Raw genomic sequence first — 17,709 nt, 5'->3', positions numbered from 1 at the left:
ACAGCGGGTTGGGGCACCGGGGGCGGTGGATCAGGTGAGCCGGTGCTCCCACCGGAGGGCTTGTTGGTCGCCGATCCAGTAGGTGTGCGCGTTCTTGGTGATGTGGAGGCCGACGCTTGCGATGTCGGGGCTCCCTGCGTCCTGCCAGGCGGTCAGAGTCTCCTCGACCGCGTCCCACAGAGCCATGGGGCCGCCCTGGCGGACCGTCCAGCCTTCGGTGTCCTCGGTGAACGCGGCGAACGACTCCCGCTCGGCGTCGAAGAGATAGAGATTCTCGGTGCCGTCACGGACCGTCGCACGTACGAATTGTCCGCCAGGAACGGCGAGTTGGGTCAGGAAGGCGGGCATCCACTCCGCCAGCAGCACAGGAGGGATCCTGGCAGGGCGCTCGGTGTCCGCGTAGGCGGTGCGAGCCGACAAGTCACCGGCCAACGGGGGCAGTGCCTGTGCACGGGCGTGCATGAAGGAGGAGCGGCCGATGATCTGTCCCTCTGCCGAACCGTCGTCGTTCACTGCGACCTTGGCGAGGCCCGTGCCGTACGGCCAGGAGCCGACCGTGGCGAGGATGATCCCGCCGGGCCTGGTCTGGCGTACCCAGGTGTACGGAATGCGCCGTACCGCGCAGGTGGCGATGACACGGTCATAGGGCGCTCGGGCCGGATGGCCGAGCAGTCCGTCACCGGTGACCGTCCACGTGGAGTGCCCGGCCACTTCCAGAGCCGCATCCGCGCGGGTGGCGACCTGGGGGTCGACCTCGACCGTGGTCACGTTGTCCTCGCCGAGGCGGTGGCACATGAGGGCGCCGGAGTATCCGGTACCGGTGCCGATTTCGAGAACGGAATCGTCGTCGGCGACGTCGAGTTGTTCGAGCATCCCGATGACGGTGGTGGGGGTGGTGGAGGACGACGTGGGGACGCCGGTCACGGGACCGGTCGTCTGGTCGGCGGTGAGGTGGCCGTCGAGCTGCGTGGCCGGCGACTCGTCGCGACAGGCGATCCGGGACCACTCCTCCGGGGGCGTGCCGAGCGCGGTCACCGGTTGCCAGAGTCCGCCGTCGACCGGCAGGAACACCCCTGGATTCAGGAAGAGTTCGCGCGGTACGGCTTCAACGGCCGGCCGCCATGGCGAATCCGGCCGCAGCACACCGGACGCTGTCAGCCGGTCGGCGAGCGCACGGCGCTCAGGGGCGGTGTCCATCAAGTTCTCCTCGGATCAGCAGATCTGCGATCGCTGCGGACATCTCCAGGCCGGTCCTCTCCTCCAGCCAGCCCCACTGGCCGTTCGGGTTCAGTTCCAACCAGTGGAATTCGCCGTCACCGTCCACCGCGAGGTCGAAGGACCCGGAGGCGAGACCGAAGTGGTCCAGGACTCCGTGGAGCGCGTTCACCAGGCGCTCGGGGAGGTCGACAACGGCGTACGAATGGGCGTCGTAGTCCGTACGCCAGTCCAACAGCCCGGAGTCGATCCGGACGGCGAAGACACGGCGGCCGACGATCAACACCCGCAGGTCGGTGACCTTCTCGACACGGGCCTGGAACAGGTGTGGAGCGGCGCGGAGGGAGTCGTCGATCTCGTCGGTGACCACCGGCTCGGCCCACGAGGTCATCGGGACACCGTCGCGTTCGTACGGCGTCCAGCGCAGCGTCTTGGCGACGACCGGACCGTGGGCGGCGGTGAACTGGCGTGCCTTGTCAGGGTCGTTGGTGACCAGAGTGGCGGGGACGGTCAGCCCGAGTCGCCGCGCCACCGCGAGTTGGGCGGGCTTGTAGTCGGCGGCGGTGTCACGGAGGGGATGGTTCACCCAGAGTGGACCATCGAGGGCGTAGAGGATGCCGCCGAGCCCGTAGCGGACCTGTGCGGCGGCGTAACGGGCATCGTCGGCTGCCAGGTGCTCGAAGGCCAGGAAGTCGTGGGCGTGACACTCCACAAACTTGCACCGACTTGCACATCAATTGGCATGGCCGATAGCGCTATTGACGCTGTCTCCGCAGTTCAACGAAGCTGGTGCAAGTTGCAGCAACCACTCGGACCCAGGGGCCGACCATGGCCGTAGAGTTCGTTGGAATCGACCCCGACACCGACCTGGACCACTGCCCCACGGTGTGGGCGGACGCGGAAGCGCAGGAGATCTTGTTGCAGGGGTGGAAGCCGAGCAGCGAGACTCAGGCGGAGTGCGAGACAAGCAGCCCCGCGAACGGCGGGGTGCCGAGCAGTGAGGCCATCGTCAGGATTCCAGCTCGGATGATCCCGATGATCAGGGAGGCGTGCGATGCCGTCGAGCGTGCCCGGCTTCGCGAGCTGCTCGGCCGGTGCGAGCGGTCCGCCGTCCACCTGGAGCTACGCGACGCCTACGCTTCGACGGACCGGTTCGAGGCGTGGAAGCGGGGTGAGCGGATCAACTGGGCGGATCGTGAGGCCTGGTGGCATCCCTTCCACCAATCGATCACGGACGCGGCGGCCCGTGGCATAACGATCCGCCGGGCACGGGTGGTCTCCGAACCCGTGTCGGAGTACATCCGCTGGGAGCACTACGTCACTCAGGCCAACGTCATGGCGGGTGAGGAGGTTCGGTGGCTGCCGCGACGACGGGCCACGGACATCCCCCTTCCCGGAAACGACTTCTGGCTGTTTGATGGCGCGCTGCTCCGGGTGCACCACTTCTCCGGCGACGGGGCGGTGGTCGAGGATGAGTTCACGGCGGACCCGGAGGCCGTGAAACTGTGCTCGACCGCTTTCGAGACGGTCTGGGAGCGCGCGATACCGCACCACCTGTTCAAGATCTGACGAAGGCCAGTTCCATGCCCCCGCATCCCTCTTCCAACGTCCAGAAGGCACGCGAAGGCCTCGCCGGCCGTCTGCGTGATATTCGGAAGGATGCCGGGATCAGCGGCCGGGAACTGGCTGTGAGATGCGGTTGGTCGGAGTCGAAGTCGTCCCGGATCGAGAACGCCAGGACCCCTCCCTCCGACGCGGACATCACAGCGTGGTGCCGAGCCTGCGCCGCTGAAGGTCAGGCGCCCGATCTGATCGCGGCGAACAGGCAGTCCGCCGACGCCCATGTGCAGTGGAGGCGACTCCAGCGCAGCGGTCTCCGTCTCCTGCAGGAGTCCGTGGTCGATCTGTACCAACAGACCAGGATGTTCCGCGTCTACGTGTCCGACGTCGTCCCCGGGTTCCTCCAGACACCGGGATACGCAACTGCTCTTCTGTCGTCCATCGCGGGCTTTCGGGGGACCCCGGACGACGTGAGTGATGCGGTGGCGGCCCGTATGAGGCGCAACGCCGTGCTGAGCAACGGCTCCCGGCGGTTCTCGTTCGTGCTGGAGGAGTCGGTGTTGCGGTACCGGCTGTGCAGTGTCGAGACCATGGCGGCGCAGCTCGGCCATCTGCTCGGGGTCATGGATCTCCAGAACGTCGCTGTGGGCATCGTCCCGTTTTCGGCGCAACGGACTGTGTGGCCCATGCCCACGTTCACGATCTTCGACGACAGCAGGGTGCACGCGGACTCGCTGGACGCCGCTTCCGCGCTCACGCAGCCGAGCCAGGTCGAGCTGTACGCCCGAGCCTTTGAACGGCTTTCGCAGGGGGCCGTGAGGGGAGCGGCAGCGCGTTCCCTGATAGCGGGTGCGTTGTCGTCCTTGGACTGAGTCGGAGGGCGGTCCCGGGAGGTCAGGGGTGAGGTTGCCGCTTCAGCGCTTCGACGAAGGCGGTGAAGGCAGGGGCCGGGAAGGTGAGGGTGGCGCGGGCCGGGGTCTTGGAGTCGCGTATGGCTATGCGGGTGGGGCGGTTGGCGATCTCTACGCAGGAGTTGCCGTCCCCGGCGCCGGAGTACGACGACTTCCGCCAGTTGTCGCGGGTGTCCATGGGGCGCCTCACAGCTCTTTGACCAGCCCGTCGATGAAAGCAGTGAAGGCGGGGGCCGGGAAGGTGAGTGCTGCTCGGGCCGGGGTCTTGGAGTCGCGTATGGCTATGCAGGTGGGGCGGTTGGCGATCTCTACGCAGGAGTCTCCGTCTCCCGCGCCGGAGTAGGACGACTTGCGCCAGTTGTCGATGGGGTCCATGGGGTGCCTCACAGCTCTTTGGCCAGCCTGTGGATGAGATCACGTGACCGTTCGGGATCAAGTGACACGGTTTCCACTTTACGAAAGAGCGTTCGGAAGACGCCTAGTTGGGCCTCGGAATCGATGAACGCCGCTCCATGGGGCCCATCGCGTACGACCGTGTCCAGCCTGGCCACAGCTCCGCCTGCCAGCATCATGGCCGTCCATGATCCGCCGAATCCGTCGAGGTCGAAGGGGATCACACGCACGGTGACGTGATTCGCCTCGGAGGATTCGACGAGGTGGGCGAGCTGGGCTCGTGAGGCCAGCCGGTCGCCGACCCGGATACGCAGCGCGGCCTCGTGGATCACTGCCTCGTACGGAGTGGGATCGGATCCCTCGATGACCCCCTTGCGCTGCATCCGATGCCTGACCCGCAACTCCAGCTCCTCGTGAGGGAGTTCAGGGACCCTGTAGGCGTAGAGGGCGCGAGCGTAGGCCTCCGTCTGGAGCAGGCCCGGGATGTAGAGGAACTGGATCTCCCGCAGGGACACCGCGTGCTGTTCCAGTTCGGCCAGGTCGCGGAACGGCGTTGGCAGCAGTCCTCGGTACTCCTCCCACCAGCCACGGGTCCGGTCCGTCGCCATGGCCACCAGCGCCGAGATCAACTCCTCGTCGGTGCACGCATAGTGGACGGCAAGGCGGCGCAGCCGCTTTTCGCTCACGCCCGCAAGGCCCGCCTCGATCTGACTGATCTGCGGAGGGCTCACGCCAAGCAGCGTCGCCGCCTCACGGGCTGAGAGGCCAGCCGAGTCGCGGAGCCTGCGCAACTCGACCGCCAGCCGCATCTGACGCGCCGTCGGCTCACCCCTCAGTGCCATTGACCGCTCCCCTCAACACGCCTGGAGGCGCGACTCGTTCGAGGGCCAGGCTACGCGATCGGCTTGCGAAGTCTTAATGGTTAAGTCTACCGTCGGTGATGCGACGCACACACTGCGGAAATACCGGGACACCGGAAGCGCACCACTCCGTCCTGCCACGGCGGCTGTGGCACTGCCACCGCCCGCGACACCCCGCAGTCCTCCGAACTCCCCACCACCGAACCGGAGTTGATGCATGCCCGAAAGCCCAATCCCACCCAGCCCCTGGGAGTACTGCCTCTACGTCCCGAACGATCCGCGTGCCGTCACCGTCAGCCGCCGCACCCTCCGGCTGATCCTCACCCTGCACGGCCTGATCCGCCTGGCGGACACCGCCGAGCTGCTCGCGACGGAGCTGGTCGCCAACGCCGTACAGCACACGAAAGGGCCCGCCGCGCTGCGCGTGGGCTGGACCGCGGGGGTGCTGCGGCTCGGGGCCTGGGACGCCGACCCCGAACCGCCGCCCCCACCAAGGCCGTTGGAGGAACTCGGCCAAGCAGAGGACGGGCGCGGCCTCGCACTGGTCCGCGCCTGCGCCGACCAGTGGGGCTGGCAGCCGCTGTCCCGGAACGGCAACCTGGGGAAGCTCGTGTGGTGCGAGCTTGCCGCGGCTTGAGGCGCTGTTCTGCCGGGACTGCCGCGCAGGGCGGGCCAGTTCGAGGGGGTGGATTAGACGTTCACACCGACCCACCCTTACCTACAGAAGCGCACCCGAGGCCGACCGGTATCCGCAACTCCGCGCCGCCTCGCGGTAATAGCCGAGGTCGTACAACCCGCCCTGCGGCGAGGCGAGCAGGTCGAGGTCCTGCGGTAGCTCGAAGCCGTTGAACTCGGCACGCAGTTCCAGCACGTTGCGGAAGCCCGCCGGGCTCAGGGCGGCACGTCTGGAGAGGCCGTCGGCGGCGACGTTGAGGTCGTAGATCTTCGCGGCGAGTTCGGGCGAGGTCTCGTCGTCCACCAGTAACTGAATGGCCGCGTCACGGTGACGTCGGTCGAACACCCACGTCATGCCACGAATGAAGGCGCGGAGGAAACGGACGGCCGTGCCGGGATTGTCCTTGAGCCAGCCGCGACTCGACGCGAGCATTCCTCCCTGGTACGGCTGGACGGTGTCCGCCACGACCCCGATGACCGGCAGGCCGGTTTCCCGAGCGCGTACCACGCCTTCAGCGTTGATGATGGCCGCTTCCCACAGCCCGTCGAGCAGTCCCTGAAAACGTGCCGGTGTGCTACCGGCCGAGACCAGCGTGTAGTCCGTTCCGGCGGCCAGGCCGGCGTTGAGCATGATCTTCTCGGCGGGCAGTCCGAATCCGGAGTGCGGGACGTCGACCCCCACCCGCTGATTCCGCAGGCCCTCCGCCGTCGGGTACCCGGCCGCCCCCACGAGCGCCAGACCCAGGCCGAGGTCGTGCGCCGCGACGATGACGTTGTCCAGGATCCGCCCGGCCGGATTGCCCGGGTTCAACTGGTAGTTGATGGCGTTGTCCGTCGCCGAGACGATGAATTCGATCTCGCGCTGGTCGACCTGGATGAAGGTGGGGCGGGACGACACGAACTGGGCGTAGTCGACGTCGAGGTTCTCCTCGACGAAGTACTGGTTGGCGACGGCCGCCAGAATCGGCAGCGATCTCGACGCGGAGCGGACACGGACCAGGGGCGGGGGCGGGGGCGAACCGGCGAGTGCGGCCGGGTCGACGGAAGGGCCGGAGGCCCATGCCTGCGAGCCCGGGATCAGGGCGCCCGCCGAGGCGGAGGCCAGCAGAACGAAGGATCGTCGCGAGAGATTTCCGAGCGCCATGCCGACTCCTGTCGAGAGTGACTCCGCGATACGCGGAACAGACGCGCCCGTGCCAAGGAGGGATCGGGCATCTCACGCCCGGGTCTGCCCGCCAGGTTAGGAGAGCGGGTCGCCCCGGACAACGGGGCTGATTCGACGTCCAGTGATCAAGTGGCGTTACCGTTCCGGGCCGCCCGCACCCCCACCCCCCACATCACAATCCGGTCACACCCCCTTGTTAACTCCCATGTAATCGATTCCAATCCTCCGTGTAATCGATTCCAATCCTCCGTGTAATCGATTCCAATCCTCCGTGTAATCGATTCCACGAGGAGGTGGAACGGCGATGGCGAGCATCAAGGACGTCGCCGCCGAGGCCGGGGTCTCCGTGGCCACGGTGTCGCGGGTGCTGAACGACCATCCGTCGGTCAGTGCCGACGCACGCACCCGCGTGCTGGCCGCCGTAGAGGCGCTGGACTACCGTCCGAACGCCGTCGCCCGGTCGCTGCGCACCGATCAGACCCGCACCCTCGGGCTGGTCATCAGCGACGTGCTGAACCCTTACTTCACCGAGCTGGCCCGCTCCGTCGAGGAGGAGGCCCGCGCGCTGGGGTACAGCGTGATCATCGGGAACGCCGACGAGCGGCCCGAGTTGCAGGACCACCACGTGCGGACGCTGCTGGACCGCCGTATCGACGGTCTTCTGCTCTCCCCCACCGACGGCGGCTCCGCCGCGATGCTGGACGCCGCGCGTGCGGGCACGCCGATGGTGTTCGTGGACCGGTGGATCCCGGGCGTGGACGTGCCGGTCGTGCGGGCCGACGGGCGGGCCGCGATCCGGGATCTCGTCGCGCATCTGCACGGGCTGGGGCATCGCAGGCTCGCCATCATCGCGGGACCCGCCGCCACCACGACCGGCAGTGAGCGCGTCGCGGCCTTCCGGGACGCGCTCGCCGAGTACGGGATTCCCCTCCCGGACGCCTACATCGGTCAGGGCGACTTCCAGGCCGAGAGCGGGCGGCGGGTCACCGAGGGCTTCCTCGATCTGCCCGAGCCGCCCGAGGTCGTCTTCGCCACCGACAACCTGATGGCGCTCGGGGCCCTGGACGCCGTACGGGCGCGTGGGCTGCGGGTTCCCGAGGACCTCGCGCTGGCCGCGTTCGACGACATCCGGTGGTTCGTGCACACCGATCCGCCGATCACCGCGATCGCCCAGCCCACGGGCGAGTTGGGGCGGGCCGCCGTGCGCGCGCTCGTCGATCAGATCGAGGGGCGGGCACCGCAGTCCGTCACCCTTCCCGCCCGGCTCGTCGTGCGCCGCTCCTGCGGCGAAACCGGTGAGCCGGGAACCTCGTCATCCCCTTTTCGAAGGAGCAAGTCGTGAGCAACCAGGACGAGTTGCTGCGCATCGAGGGCATCCGCAAGACCTTCCCCGGTGTCGTCGCGCTGGACGGCGTCGACTTCGATCTGCGCCGGGGCGAGGTCCATGTGCTGCTCGGCGAGAACGGCGCCGGCAAGAGCACCCTCATCAAGATGCTCTCCGGTGCCTACCGTCCCGACGGCGGCCGCATCCTGGCCGGTGGCGAGGAGGTGCGCATCCACAGTGCGCAGGACTCCGCGCGGCTCGGGATCGCCACCATCTACCAGGAGTTCAACCTCGTTCCCGATCTGACGGTCGCCGAGAACATCTTCCTGGGGCGGCAGCCGCGCCGGCTCGGGATGATCGACCGGAAGCGGATGGAGGCCGACGCCGCCATTCTGCTGGAGCGGGTGGGTGTGCGGGTGTCGCCGCGCGCCCGTGTGCGTGAACTCGGTATCGCGCGGCTCCAGATGGTCGAGATCGCCAAGGCGCTGAGTCTCGACGCGCGGGTGCTGATCATGGATGAGCCGACCGCCGTGCTGACCTCCGAAGAGGTCGAGAAACTGTTCTCCATCGTGCGTCAACTGCGTGCCGACGGGGTCGGGGTCGTCTTCATCACCCATCACCTCGAAGAGATCGCCGCCCTCGGCGACCGCGTCACCGTCATCCGGGACGGGAAGTCCGTCGGGCAGGTGCCCGCCTCCACCCCCGAGGACGAGCTCGTGCGGCTCATGGTCGGGCGGTCCATCGAGCAGCAGTATCCGCGCGAACGGACCGACACCGGGGCCGCGTTGCTCGCCGTCGAGGGGCTGACCCGGGACGGGGTCTTCCACGACATCAGCTTCGAGGTGCGGGCCGGTGAGGTCGTCGGTATCGCCGGGCTGGTCGGGGCGGGTCGTACGGAGGTCGTACGGGCTGTCTTCGGGGCCGACCCGTACGACCACGGGGCCGTGAAGGTCGGCGGCTCCGCGTTGCGCGGGCACGACGTCAACGCGGCGATGACCGCGGGGATCGGGCTCGTGCCCGAGGACCGCAAGGGGCAGGGGCTCGTCCTCGACCAGTCCGTGGAGGAGAACCTCGGGCTGGTCACCATGCGGGCCGCCACCCACGGCGGGCTCGTCGACCTCAAGGGGCAGCGGGTCGCCGCCGCGCGGATCGCCGAGCAGCTGGGCGTGCGGATGGCCGGACTCGGCCAGCAGGTACGGACGTTGTCCGGCGGCAACCAGCAGAAGGTCGTCATCGGCAAGTGGCTGCTCGCCGACACCAAGGTGCTGATCCTCGACGAGCCGACGCGCGGGATCGACGTCGGCGCCAAGGTCGAGATCTATCAACTCATCAATGAACTCACGGCCGCCGGTGCCGCCGTGCTCATGATCTCCAGCGATCTGCCCGAGGTCCTCGGCATGAGCGACCGGGTGCTGGTCATGGCGCAGGGCCGTATCGCGGGCGAGTTGACGGCCGCCGAAGCGACGCAGGACTCCGTGATGGCCCTCGCCGTCAGCACACCCAGCACACCGACCCAAGCAACTACCGCTGTGGAGGGCCACCGTGGCCACTGAAACGCTCAAGAGCACGCCGGGCGCGGGTGGCGCCTCGGGTATCCGCCGACTGCTCCTGGACAACGGCGCGTTGACCGCGCTGATCGTCCTCGTCATCGCCATGTCGGCGCTCTCCGGCGACTTCCTCACCACCGACAACCTCCTCAACGTCGGTGTCCAGGCGGCCGTCACCGCCATCCTCGCCTTCGGTGTCACCTTCGTGATCGTCTCGGCGGGCATCGACCTGTCGGTGGGTTCGGTGGCCGCCCTGTCCGCCACCGTGCTCGCGTGGAGCGCCACGCAGCACGGCGTCCCGGTCTTCCTCGCCGTGATCCTCGCGATCGCCACCGGCATCGCGGCCGGTCTCGTCAACGGTTTCCTCATCGCCTACGGCAAACTCCCGCCGTTCATCGCGACGTTGGCGATGCTGTCGGTGGCGCGCGGGCTGTCGCTGGTGATCTCGCAGGGCTCCCCGATCGCCTTCCCCGACTCGGTCTCGCACCTCGGTGACACGCTCGGCGGCTGGCTGCCGGTGCCGGTCCTGGTGATGATCGTGATGGGGCTGATCGCCGCGTTCGTGCTCGGGCGGACGTACATCGGGCGGTCCATGTACGCGATCGGCGGCAACGAAGAGGCCGCGCGGCTCTCGGGGTTGCGGGTCTCCAAGCAGAAGCTCGCGATCTACGCCCTGTCCGGCGTGTTTGCCGCCGCCGCGGGCATCGTCCTCGCCTCCCGGCTCTCCTCCGCGCAGCCGCAGGCCGCCGACGGTTATGAGCTGGACGCGATCGCCGCTGTCGTCATCGGCGGCGCCTCCCTCGCGGGCGGCACCGGCAAGGCGTCCGGCACGCTCATCGGCGCGCTGATCCTCGCGGTGCTGCGCAACGGCCTCAACCTCCTTTCGGTGTCGGCGTTCTGGCAGCAGGTCGTCATCGGTGTCGTCATCGCGCTGGCCGTCCTGCTGGACACCGTGCGGCGCAAGGCGGGCGCAACTCCCGTCACTGGAGCCGGTGTTGGTGGTGGCGGAAAGGGCAAGCAGGCGACCACGTACGCCCTCGCGGCCGTCGTCACCATCGCGATCGTCGGCGCCACCTCCTTCCTGCACAACGACTCTTCCACGACGTCCAAGCCCAAGCTCGGCCTCTCCCTCTCCACGCTCAACAACCCGTTCTTCGTGCAGATCCGGTCCGGTGCGCAGGCCGAGGCGAAGAAGCTGGGCCTGGACCTGACGGTCACCGACGCGCAGAACGACGCCTCCCAGCAGGCCAACCAGCTGCAGAACTTCACCAGTTCCAACTACGGCGCGATCATCGTCAACCCGGTGGACTCGGATGCCGCGAGCAACTCTGTGAAGGCCGCCGACAAGGCGAAGATCCCGGTGATCGCGGTCGACCGCGGTGTCAACAAGGCCGCCGTGGACACCCTCGTCGCCTCCGACAACATCGCCGGTGGTGAACTCGCCGCCAAGACGATCGCCGAGAAGCTGGGCGGCACCGGGAAGATCGTCATCCTCCAGGGCCAGGCGGGTACTTCGGCGGCGCGTGAGCGGGCCGAGGGCTTCGCCAAGGGGCTGAAGGCCTACCCCGGCATCACGGTCCTCGCCCAGCAGCCCGCCGACTTCGACCGCACCAAGGGCCTCGACGTGATGTCGAACCTGCTCCAGGCGCACCCCGACGTCCAGGGCGTCATCGCGGCCAACGACGAGATGGCCCTCGGCGCCATCAAGGCGCTCGGTTCCAAGGCGGGCAGGTCGGTCTCGGTCGTAGGCTTCGATGGCACGCCCGACGGGCTGACCGCGGTGAAGCAGGGGACGCTGTACGCGTCCGTGGCGCAGCAGCCGAGCCAGTTGGGCAAAATCGCCGTGGACAACGCGCTGCGCGCGGCTCAGGGCAAGAAGGTGGAGACGACGGTGAAGGTGCCCGTGAAGGTGGTCACCAAGGAGAACGTGGCCGGTTTCACCGGCTGACAGCGGACCGGTCACCACACCAAGTCATCACTGTGGGGAGTCACTTCATGTACGACTACGACCTTCTGGTCGTCGGATCGGCCAACGCCGACCTCGTGATCGACGTCGAGCGGCGGCCGGGCGCCGGCGAGACGGTCCTCGGTTCCGACCTGGCCGTCCACCCCGGCGGCAAGGGTGCCAACCAGGCGGTCGCCGCCGCCCGGCTCGGTGCCAGTACGGTCCTGCTGGCCCGGGTCGGCGACGACGCGTACGGCAGGCTGCTGCTGGACTCGCAGCGGGCGGCGGGGGTCGACACGGTGGGCGTGCTGGTGGGCGGGGCGCCGACCGGGGTCGCGCTGATCACGGTCGACCCGTCCGGCGACAACAGCATCGTGGTGTCGCCGGGAGCCAACGGAAAGCTGTTCCCGGTCGACATCCAGGCCGCCGCCTGCCTCTTCCACGCCTCCCGCGTGGTCTCCGTACAGCTGGAGATCCCGCTGGAGACGGTCGCGGAGGTCGTACGGAGTCTGGCGCCCGACAGCCGGTTCGTGCTGAACCCGTCGCCGCCCCGGCCGCTGCCGTCCGAAGTCCTGGCCGCCTGCGACCCGTTGATCGTCAACGAGCACGAGGCGAAGGTGATCCTCGGGGACGCGTGTGTGAGCGAGCGGCCCGAGGACTGGGCGCGGATCCTGCTGGCGAAGGGGCCGCGTTCGGTGGTCGTGACGCTGGGCGCGGAGGGCGCGCTGGTGGCCTCGCGGGAGGGGGTCACCCGGGTGCCGTCCGTGAAGGTGGACGCCGTGGACACGACGGGCGCGGGCGATGCCTTCACCGCGGCGCTGGCCTGGAAGCTGGGCACGGGCTCCGGTCTGGCGGAGGCGGCGGCGTACGCGGCGCGGGTCGGGGCGGTGGCCGTCACCAGGAAGGGCGCGCAGGAGTCCTTCCCGACGGCGGACGAGGTCGCCGCGCTGTGAAGAAGGCAGGGATTCTCAACCGTCATCTCTCCGGTGCGCTGGCCGAGTTGGGGCACGGGGACGGGGTGCTGGTGTGCGACGCCGGGATGCCGATCCCGGCCGGGCCCCGGGTGGTGGACCTGGCGTTCCGGGCCGGGGTGCCGTCCTTCGCGGAGGTGCTGGACGGGCTGCTGGCCGAGCTGGTGGTGGAGGGCGCGACGGCGGCGCGCGAGATCCGCGGCGCCAACCGGGCCGCCACCGCCCTCCTCGACGCCCGCTTCCCCGACCTGGACCTCGTCTCCCACGAGAAGCTCAAGGAGCTGTCGGCGGGCGCGCGGCTGGTCGTAAGGACGGGCGAGGCGCGGCCGTACGCGAATGTGCTGCTGCGGTGCGGGGTGTTCTTCTGAGACCAGGGGGCCGGGCCCGGACACACCCGGACACATTCGAGGGGGCCCGGTCCGTCGACCAAGCCCCCTCGGCTATTCCCCTCCAACATCAGGACCCCTCAAGATCCCCCCAGATCCCCCTCCAAGAGTCCTGATGCCAAGTAGGACCCGCGGACTGCGGGGAGGGTTGTACGCCGTCTTGAGAATTTTTCAAAACGGCCGCCGGCCGGTCTCCGGGTGCCGACCAATCGGGGCGGACGTAGCGTTTCAGGCATGAGCGAAGACTCTGCTACGGCCTTCCAGGGCGAGGTCCTCGACGAGCTGGGCGACGACAAGGTCCAGGAGATCGCTGGCCTGCTCGGGACGGACGAGGCGGGCGCCAGGGAGGTCGTCGGTACGACGGTCTCGGCGCTGTCCGGCGAGGCGGCGACCGTCGAGACGCCCCAGGAGGCTCCCCTTCAGGGTGTGGCCACGCTGGGCGGTTTCGCGACCGGCGGGCTGATGGCCGGGGTGCTGGCCAAGGCGGCCAAGCCGGTGGCGAACGCGGTGGCCAAGAAGACGGGGCTGCCGCCGGCGACCGTGGCCCGGGTCGTCGAGATGCTGGTCCCGGTGGTGCTGGCGGTGCTGACGAAGCGGGCGGCGAAGAAGTAGGGCGGTCGGGTACGGCATACTCCTGACCTCCTGCCCCACCCCGGATCGAACGGGGTGGGGCAGGGCTCAGGGGTACCTCAGGGGTGTTTCAGCGCGGGGCGGCCGGCGTCAGCGGACGGTGACCGAGACCGCCTTGGAGACGGTGGCGCCGTCCTTGACGCGCAGGACCGAGACGCCCTTCTTCTGGAACTTGTCGGTCAGCTTGTAGGCGCCGTGGTTGACCTTGGCGGTCACGGGCAGGGACTTCCAGGTCGGGCCCGACTTGACCTGGAGCGTCACCTTGGAGCCCTCCTTCAGACCGGCGGACTTGCCGGTGAAGGTCACCACGTCGCCGAGCTTCACGGTGGTGTGGTTGGCCTTGAGCGTGATGCTCGGCGCCGGGGCGGGCGCGGCGACGGCGGCGGTGGCGCCGACGGCGACGAGCGCGGCGGAAGCCAGGGAGACGGCGGCGATACGCACGTTCACAGATAACTCCTTGTTCGATTCCGAGAATTACTTCTCTTATGCGGCTCTCAGACTTCTCTCATGCGGGAGAAAGCCCGGCCAACCGCGTTTCCGGGATTTCTCCCGGCCCCGCGGCGAGCACGATCCTATAGACACGACCTGGGGAGATACGGTTCCGGAAGGCTCCGAAAAAGGCGAATCGACAGCTCAATCACAGGAATTGCGGCCATTGCACACGCCGTGATCTGCATTTATTAAAGAGACCTGTGTGAAGGCGACTCTCACATTCCGGCGCCGGACATGAAACTGCCCGCAGGACGAATCGGCGGCCGAGCCGGCCGGTCGGGCGTCGGCGGACGGCGCCGCTCAACCGCGCTCAGACGGCGTCCCGGCCCGCGAGGACCGTTTCGCGGAACGCGGCGACCACGGGCCGTAGATCGATCCGGTGCCAGGACGCCCACAGCTGGACGGACGCTCCGAGCCAGGGCAGTTCGCGTACCGCGACGCCGTCGGTCGTGCCGCGCATCATGCTCTTCTGGACGAGTGCGAGGCCGAGACCGGAGGCGACCAGGCCCAGCGCGGTGAGCGGATCGGCCGCGTCGAGACGGATGTCCGGGGTGAAGCCGGAGGCCACGCACGACGCGACGAACGTGTCGCGCCAGGCCGGGTCCTGGGAGTCGCCCACCGCGATCCACGGCTGCCCGTCGAGGGCCTCGGGGGTCAACTCCGCCTGCCCCGCGAGGGGATGCTCCGCGGGCAGCGCGAGCAGCAACGGATCCCGCAGCAAGGGGGCCGCGTCCAGGTCCGGGTCGTCCTCGGGCGGCGGCGTGCGCACGAGCGCGATGTCGAGGCTGCGCTGGCGCAGTCCCTCGAACTGCTCGGCCGACTCCTGGTCGTACAGCGCGACATGAATGCCCGGGCGTTGATCGCGCAGGGTGCGCAGGGCGGTGGGCAGGACGCCCGTGTGCATGGCGTCGGCCACGTAGCCGATGCACAGACCGCCCTCCTCGCCGCGGCCGAGCCGCCGGCCGAGGTTCTCCAGCCGGTCCGCGTGGCGCAGCAGGGCATGCGCCTCGGTCAGGAAGACACGGCCGTCGGAGGTCAGCCGGATGCGCTGCTGGCTGCGCTCGAAAAGGGTCAGGCCCAGGTTCTTCTCCAGCTGGGCGATCTGCCGGCTGAGCGGCGACTGGGAGATGTGCAGCTGCTCGGCGGCACGGCCGACGTGTTCGGTCTCGGCGACGGCGACGAAGTAGCGGAGTTGGCGCAGGTCAAGCATGTAGGACCTCAGAGGACTCAAGTATGTCCAAGCAAGTCTTGGACAGTCTCACCCAGGGATCCTAACCTCGAACACGCAAGGCCGACGGATCGTGCGTTCAAGGACCAATCCTCCGTAATCGCCGTCTCTCGGTACTCATCACCATCGCAAGGATCCCCCCCCCGTGAGCATCAAGCCCCTCCTGCCCGGCACCCTCGGTTTCGGCACCGCACCGCTCGGCAACATGTTCCGCGCCATCCCCGACGAGGAGGCCGCGGCCACCGTCGAAGCCGCCTGGGACCAGGGCATCCGCTACTTCGACACCGCGCCCTTCTACGGCGCCGGCCTCTCCGAGATCCGGCTCGGTGACGTACTGGCGCAGCACCCCCGCGACGAGTTCGTCCTCAGCACGAAGGTCGGCCGCGTCATCCTCGACGAGATCGAGGACCCGGCCGCACGCGACCTCGGCGAGAAGGGCGGCCTCTTCGAACACGGCCGCCCGAACAAGATGGTCAACGACTACACCGCCGACGCCACCCTCCGCTCCATCGAGGACAGCCTCAAGCGCCTGCGGACGGACCGCCTCGACATCGTGTGGGTGCACGACGTCGCCCAGGACTTCTACGGCGACGAGTGGCTGGCCGCCTACGAGACCGCCCGCACCGGCGCGTTCCGTGTCCTGCAGAGGCTGCGCGAGGAGGGCGTCATCAAGGCCTGGGGCCTTGGCGTCAACCGCGTGGAGCCCCTGGAGCTGACCCTCGACCTGGACGAGCCGAAGCCCGACGCCTTCCTCCTCGCCGGCCGCTACACCCTCCTCGACCACGACCGCGCCCTGCAGCGCCTGCTGCCCGCCGCCGCCGCGCAGGACGTCGACATCGTGGTCGGCGGCCCCTACAGCTCGGGCATCCTCGCCGGAGGAACGCACTTCGAGTACCAGCAGGCGCCCGCGCACATCATCGACAAGGTGGAGCGGATCAAGGCGCTCACCCAGCGGCACGGGGTGGGCATCAAGTCCGCCGCGCTGCAGTTCTCCCTCGCCCATCCGGCGACGGCGGCCGTGATCCCCGGCGCCACCAGGCCCAGCCGCATCGCCGAGGACCTGGCCGCTCTCGACGAGCCGATCCCGGCCGCGTTCTGGACGGATCTGCGCGCGGAGCGGCTGATAGCGCAGGACGCTCCCGTACCGACCCTCTGACCCTTCCGCCCCCACGCCCACCAGGAGGATCCCGTGGCCACGACCACCGCGTCCCTCGACATACCCGCCTCACCCGACCGCGTCTGGCAGCTCATCGGCGGCTTCGACTCGCTGCCCGACTGGCTTCCCTACATCCCCGCCAGCGAACTCAGCGACGGCGGACGCGTCCGCAGCCTCAGGAACGAGGACGGCGGCGTGATCGTCGAGCGCCTCGAAGCCTTCGACAACAAGGCCCGCACCTACAGCTACTCGATCCTCCAGGCCCCCTTCCCCGTCACCGGCTACCTCTCCACCCTCACGGTGCACGAGACACCCGGGCAGGACGCGGCCCGCGTGGAGTGGTCCGGCGCCTTCACACCGGACGGCATCAGTGACGACGAGGCCATCGCCCTGTTCCACGGCATCTACGCGGACGGCCTCGCCGCACTGAACCGGACGCTCAGCGGATCACGTGTTCCACGAACCTCGCGGCCGTCTCCGCCAGCACCTCCCGTCCGTCCCGCGCCCACAGGCCGTCGTTGAACAGCTCGACCTCGATGGACCCGGTGTACCCGGCGGCCTCGACGTACGACAGCCACTCCCGCATGTCGATCGCGCCGTCGCCGATCTGTCCGCGGCCGTTGAGGACGCCCTCGGGCAACGGGGTGGTCCAGTCGGCGAGTTGGAAGGTGTGGATACGGCCGCCCGCGCCGGCCCTGGCGATCTGCGCCGGGGCCTGGTCGTCCCACCAGATGTGGTACGTGTCGACCGTGACGCCGACCTGTTGCGCGGGGAAGCGCTCGGCGAGGTCGAGGGCCTGGGTGAGCGTCGAGACCACGCAGCGGTCGGAGGCGAACATGGGGTGCAGCGGCTCGATGGCCAGCCGTACGCCCCGCTCCTCGGCGTAGGGCCCCAACTCCCCCAGCGCGTCGGCGATCCGCTCCCGCGCGCCGTGCAGGTCCTTCGAGCCGGCGGGCAGACCGCCCGACACCAGGACGAGAGTGTCCGTGCCGAGCGTGGCCGCCTCGTCGACGGCCCTGCGGTTGTCGTCCAGGGCGCGGGCGCGTTCCGCCGGGTCGAGGGCCGTGAAGAAGCCGCCCCTGCACAACGTTGTCACCGCGAGGCCCGCGTCCCGGACCAGCTTCGCGGTGGCGTCCAGGCCGTACGACTGGACCGGCTCGCGCCAGAGGCCGACGCCGGGGACGCCCAACTCCAGGCAGGCGTCGACCAGTTCGGGCATGCTCAGCTGCTTCACCGTCATCTGGTTGACGG

Annotated in this window: 19 protein-coding genes and 1 pseudogene; 11 read left to right on the top strand and 9 right to left on the bottom strand. The window is 69.0% G+C overall.

Features of this window, described 5'->3' with window-relative positions; translation table 11 throughout:
• Window positions 1-30: 30 nt before the first annotated feature.
• Window positions 31-1,197: an ATP-grasp peptide maturase system methyltransferase gene (gene tgmC, locus ACIBJH_RS19625; protein ID WP_399118086.1), complete on the bottom strand. Its 1,167-nt coding sequence runs from the start codon at window positions 1,195-1,197 to the stop codon at window positions 31-33.
• Window positions 1,181-1,927, bottom strand: a complete 747-nt coding sequence (locus ACIBJH_RS19620) for an ATP-grasp ribosomal peptide maturase (protein WP_399118085.1) — start codon at window positions 1,925-1,927, stop codon at window positions 1,181-1,183. Before ACIBJH_RS19620 ends, tgmC begins: the two co-directional genes overlap by 17 nt.
• Window positions 1,928-2,269: 342 nt before the next feature.
• Between ACIBJH_RS19620 and ACIBJH_RS19615 the strand changes: the two are divergent.
• A pseudogene (locus ACIBJH_RS19615) lies at window positions 2,270-2,784 on the top strand (DUF6879 family protein).
• A gap of 14 nt (window positions 2,785-2,798) precedes the next feature.
• Entirely contained in the window at window positions 2,799-3,647 is an 849-nt protein-coding gene (locus ACIBJH_RS19610; RefSeq protein WP_399118203.1) for a helix-turn-helix domain-containing protein, read from the top strand.
• A 22-nt stretch (window positions 3,648-3,669) separates the two neighbouring features.
• Here ACIBJH_RS19610 and ACIBJH_RS19605 read toward each other — a convergent pair whose 3' ends face one another.
• The 3 genes from ACIBJH_RS19605 to ACIBJH_RS19595 are packed head-to-tail and all read right to left on the bottom strand — an operon-like array spanning window position 3,670 to window position 4,921.
• Complete coding sequence (locus ACIBJH_RS19605) at window positions 3,670-3,864, bottom strand: DUF397 domain-containing protein (protein ID WP_399118084.1); 195 nt, start codon at window positions 3,862-3,864, stop codon at window positions 3,670-3,672.
• Between the two features lie 8 nt (window positions 3,865-3,872).
• Window positions 3,873-4,061 carry a DUF397 domain-containing protein gene (locus ACIBJH_RS19600; protein ID WP_399118083.1) on the bottom strand — a complete coding sequence of 63 codons (189 nt, stop codon included), beginning with the start codon at window positions 4,059-4,061 and terminating at the stop codon, window positions 3,873-3,875.
• Between the two features lie 8 nt (window positions 4,062-4,069).
• Window positions 4,070-4,921 carry a helix-turn-helix domain-containing protein gene (locus ACIBJH_RS19595; protein ID WP_399118082.1) on the bottom strand — a complete coding sequence of 284 codons (852 nt, stop codon included), beginning with the start codon at window positions 4,919-4,921 and terminating at the stop codon, window positions 4,070-4,072.
• 235 nt (window positions 4,922-5,156) lie between these two features.
• On the opposite strand from ACIBJH_RS19595, the gene ACIBJH_RS19590 reads away from it, so the two are divergent.
• The gene (locus ACIBJH_RS19590) at window positions 5,157-5,576 is read left to right on the top strand and encodes an ATP-binding protein (RefSeq protein WP_399118081.1); all 420 of its coding nucleotides are present in this window, start codon (window positions 5,157-5,159) and stop codon (window positions 5,574-5,576) included.
• An 81-nt stretch (window positions 5,577-5,657) separates the two neighbouring features.
• Here the strand turns inward: ACIBJH_RS19590 and ACIBJH_RS19585 are convergent, their stop codons facing one another.
• Window positions 5,658-6,758 (bottom strand): ABC transporter substrate-binding protein, encoded by a 1,101-nt coding sequence (locus tag ACIBJH_RS19585; RefSeq protein WP_399118080.1) that lies wholly within the window; start codon window positions 6,756-6,758, stop codon window positions 5,658-5,660.
• 325 nt (window positions 6,759-7,083) lie between these two features.
• On the opposite strand from ACIBJH_RS19585, the gene ACIBJH_RS19580 reads away from it, so the two are divergent.
• The 6 genes from ACIBJH_RS19580 (at window position 7,084) to ACIBJH_RS19555 (ending at window position 13,564) form a co-directional block, all read left to right on the top strand.
• Window positions 7,084-8,121, top strand: a complete 1,038-nt coding sequence (locus ACIBJH_RS19580; RefSeq protein ID WP_399118079.1) for a LacI family DNA-binding transcriptional regulator — start codon at window positions 7,084-7,086, stop codon at window positions 8,119-8,121.
• Window positions 8,118-9,656 (top strand): sugar ABC transporter ATP-binding protein, encoded by a 1,539-nt coding sequence (locus ACIBJH_RS19575; protein WP_399118078.1) that lies wholly within the window; start codon window positions 8,118-8,120, stop codon window positions 9,654-9,656. The genes ACIBJH_RS19580 and ACIBJH_RS19575 overlap by 4 nt, the downstream gene beginning before the upstream one ends.
• Window positions 9,646-11,598: a substrate-binding domain-containing protein gene (locus ACIBJH_RS19570; protein ID WP_399118077.1), complete on the top strand. Its 1,953-nt coding sequence runs from the start codon at window positions 9,646-9,648 to the stop codon at window positions 11,596-11,598. Before ACIBJH_RS19575 ends, ACIBJH_RS19570 begins: the two co-directional genes overlap by 11 nt.
• Before the next feature lie 47 nt (window positions 11,599-11,645).
• On the top strand, window positions 11,646-12,548 hold the full coding sequence (locus tag ACIBJH_RS19565) for a ribokinase (protein WP_399118076.1): 903 nt from the start codon (window positions 11,646-11,648) through the stop codon (window positions 12,546-12,548).
• Window positions 12,545-12,934, top strand: coding sequence for a D-ribose pyranase (gene rbsD / locus ACIBJH_RS19560; RefSeq protein ID WP_362969950.1), 390 nt, complete (start codon window positions 12,545-12,547; stop codon window positions 12,932-12,934). Before ACIBJH_RS19565 ends, rbsD begins: the two co-directional genes overlap by 4 nt.
• 252 nt (window positions 12,935-13,186) lie before the next feature.
• On the top strand, window positions 13,187-13,564 hold the full coding sequence (locus ACIBJH_RS19555; RefSeq protein WP_399118075.1) for a DUF937 domain-containing protein: 378 nt from the start codon (window positions 13,187-13,189) through the stop codon (window positions 13,562-13,564).
• A 108-nt stretch (window positions 13,565-13,672) separates the two neighbouring features.
• Here the strand turns inward: ACIBJH_RS19555 and ACIBJH_RS19550 are convergent, their stop codons facing one another.
• Window positions 13,673-14,029, bottom strand: a complete 357-nt coding sequence (locus tag ACIBJH_RS19550; RefSeq protein WP_093626988.1) for a hypothetical protein — start codon at window positions 14,027-14,029, stop codon at window positions 13,673-13,675.
• A 355-nt stretch (window positions 14,030-14,384) separates the two neighbouring features.
• Window positions 14,385-15,284: a LysR substrate-binding domain-containing protein gene (locus ACIBJH_RS19545; RefSeq protein WP_399118074.1), complete on the bottom strand. Its 900-nt coding sequence runs from the start codon at window positions 15,282-15,284 to the stop codon at window positions 14,385-14,387.
• A gap of 163 nt (window positions 15,285-15,447) precedes the next feature.
• Here ACIBJH_RS19545 and ACIBJH_RS19540 point away from each other — a divergent pair, with 163 nt between their 5' ends.
• Complete coding sequence (locus ACIBJH_RS19540) at window positions 15,448-16,458, top strand: aldo/keto reductase (RefSeq protein ID WP_399118073.1); 1,011 nt, start codon at window positions 15,448-15,450, stop codon at window positions 16,456-16,458.
• A gap of 33 nt (window positions 16,459-16,491) precedes the next feature.
• Window positions 16,492-16,980, top strand: a complete 489-nt coding sequence (locus ACIBJH_RS19535) for an SRPBCC family protein (protein WP_399118072.1) — start codon at window positions 16,492-16,494, stop codon at window positions 16,978-16,980.
• On the opposite strand, the gene ACIBJH_RS19530 is transcribed toward ACIBJH_RS19535, so the two are convergent.
• Complete coding sequence (locus ACIBJH_RS19530; RefSeq protein ID WP_399118202.1) at window positions 16,898-17,698, bottom strand: sugar phosphate isomerase/epimerase family protein; 801 nt, start codon at window positions 17,696-17,698, stop codon at window positions 16,898-16,900. The genes ACIBJH_RS19535 and ACIBJH_RS19530 overlap by 83 nt on opposite strands.
• Window positions 17,699-17,709: the final 11 nt, after the last annotated feature.

The sequence above is a fragment of the Streptomyces sp. NPDC050548 genome, from assembly GCF_044457385.1.
Taxonomy (GTDB): domain Bacteria; phylum Actinomycetota; class Actinomycetes; order Streptomycetales; family Streptomycetaceae; genus Streptomyces.
This window is presented reverse-complemented; position numbering and strand designations above follow the sequence as displayed.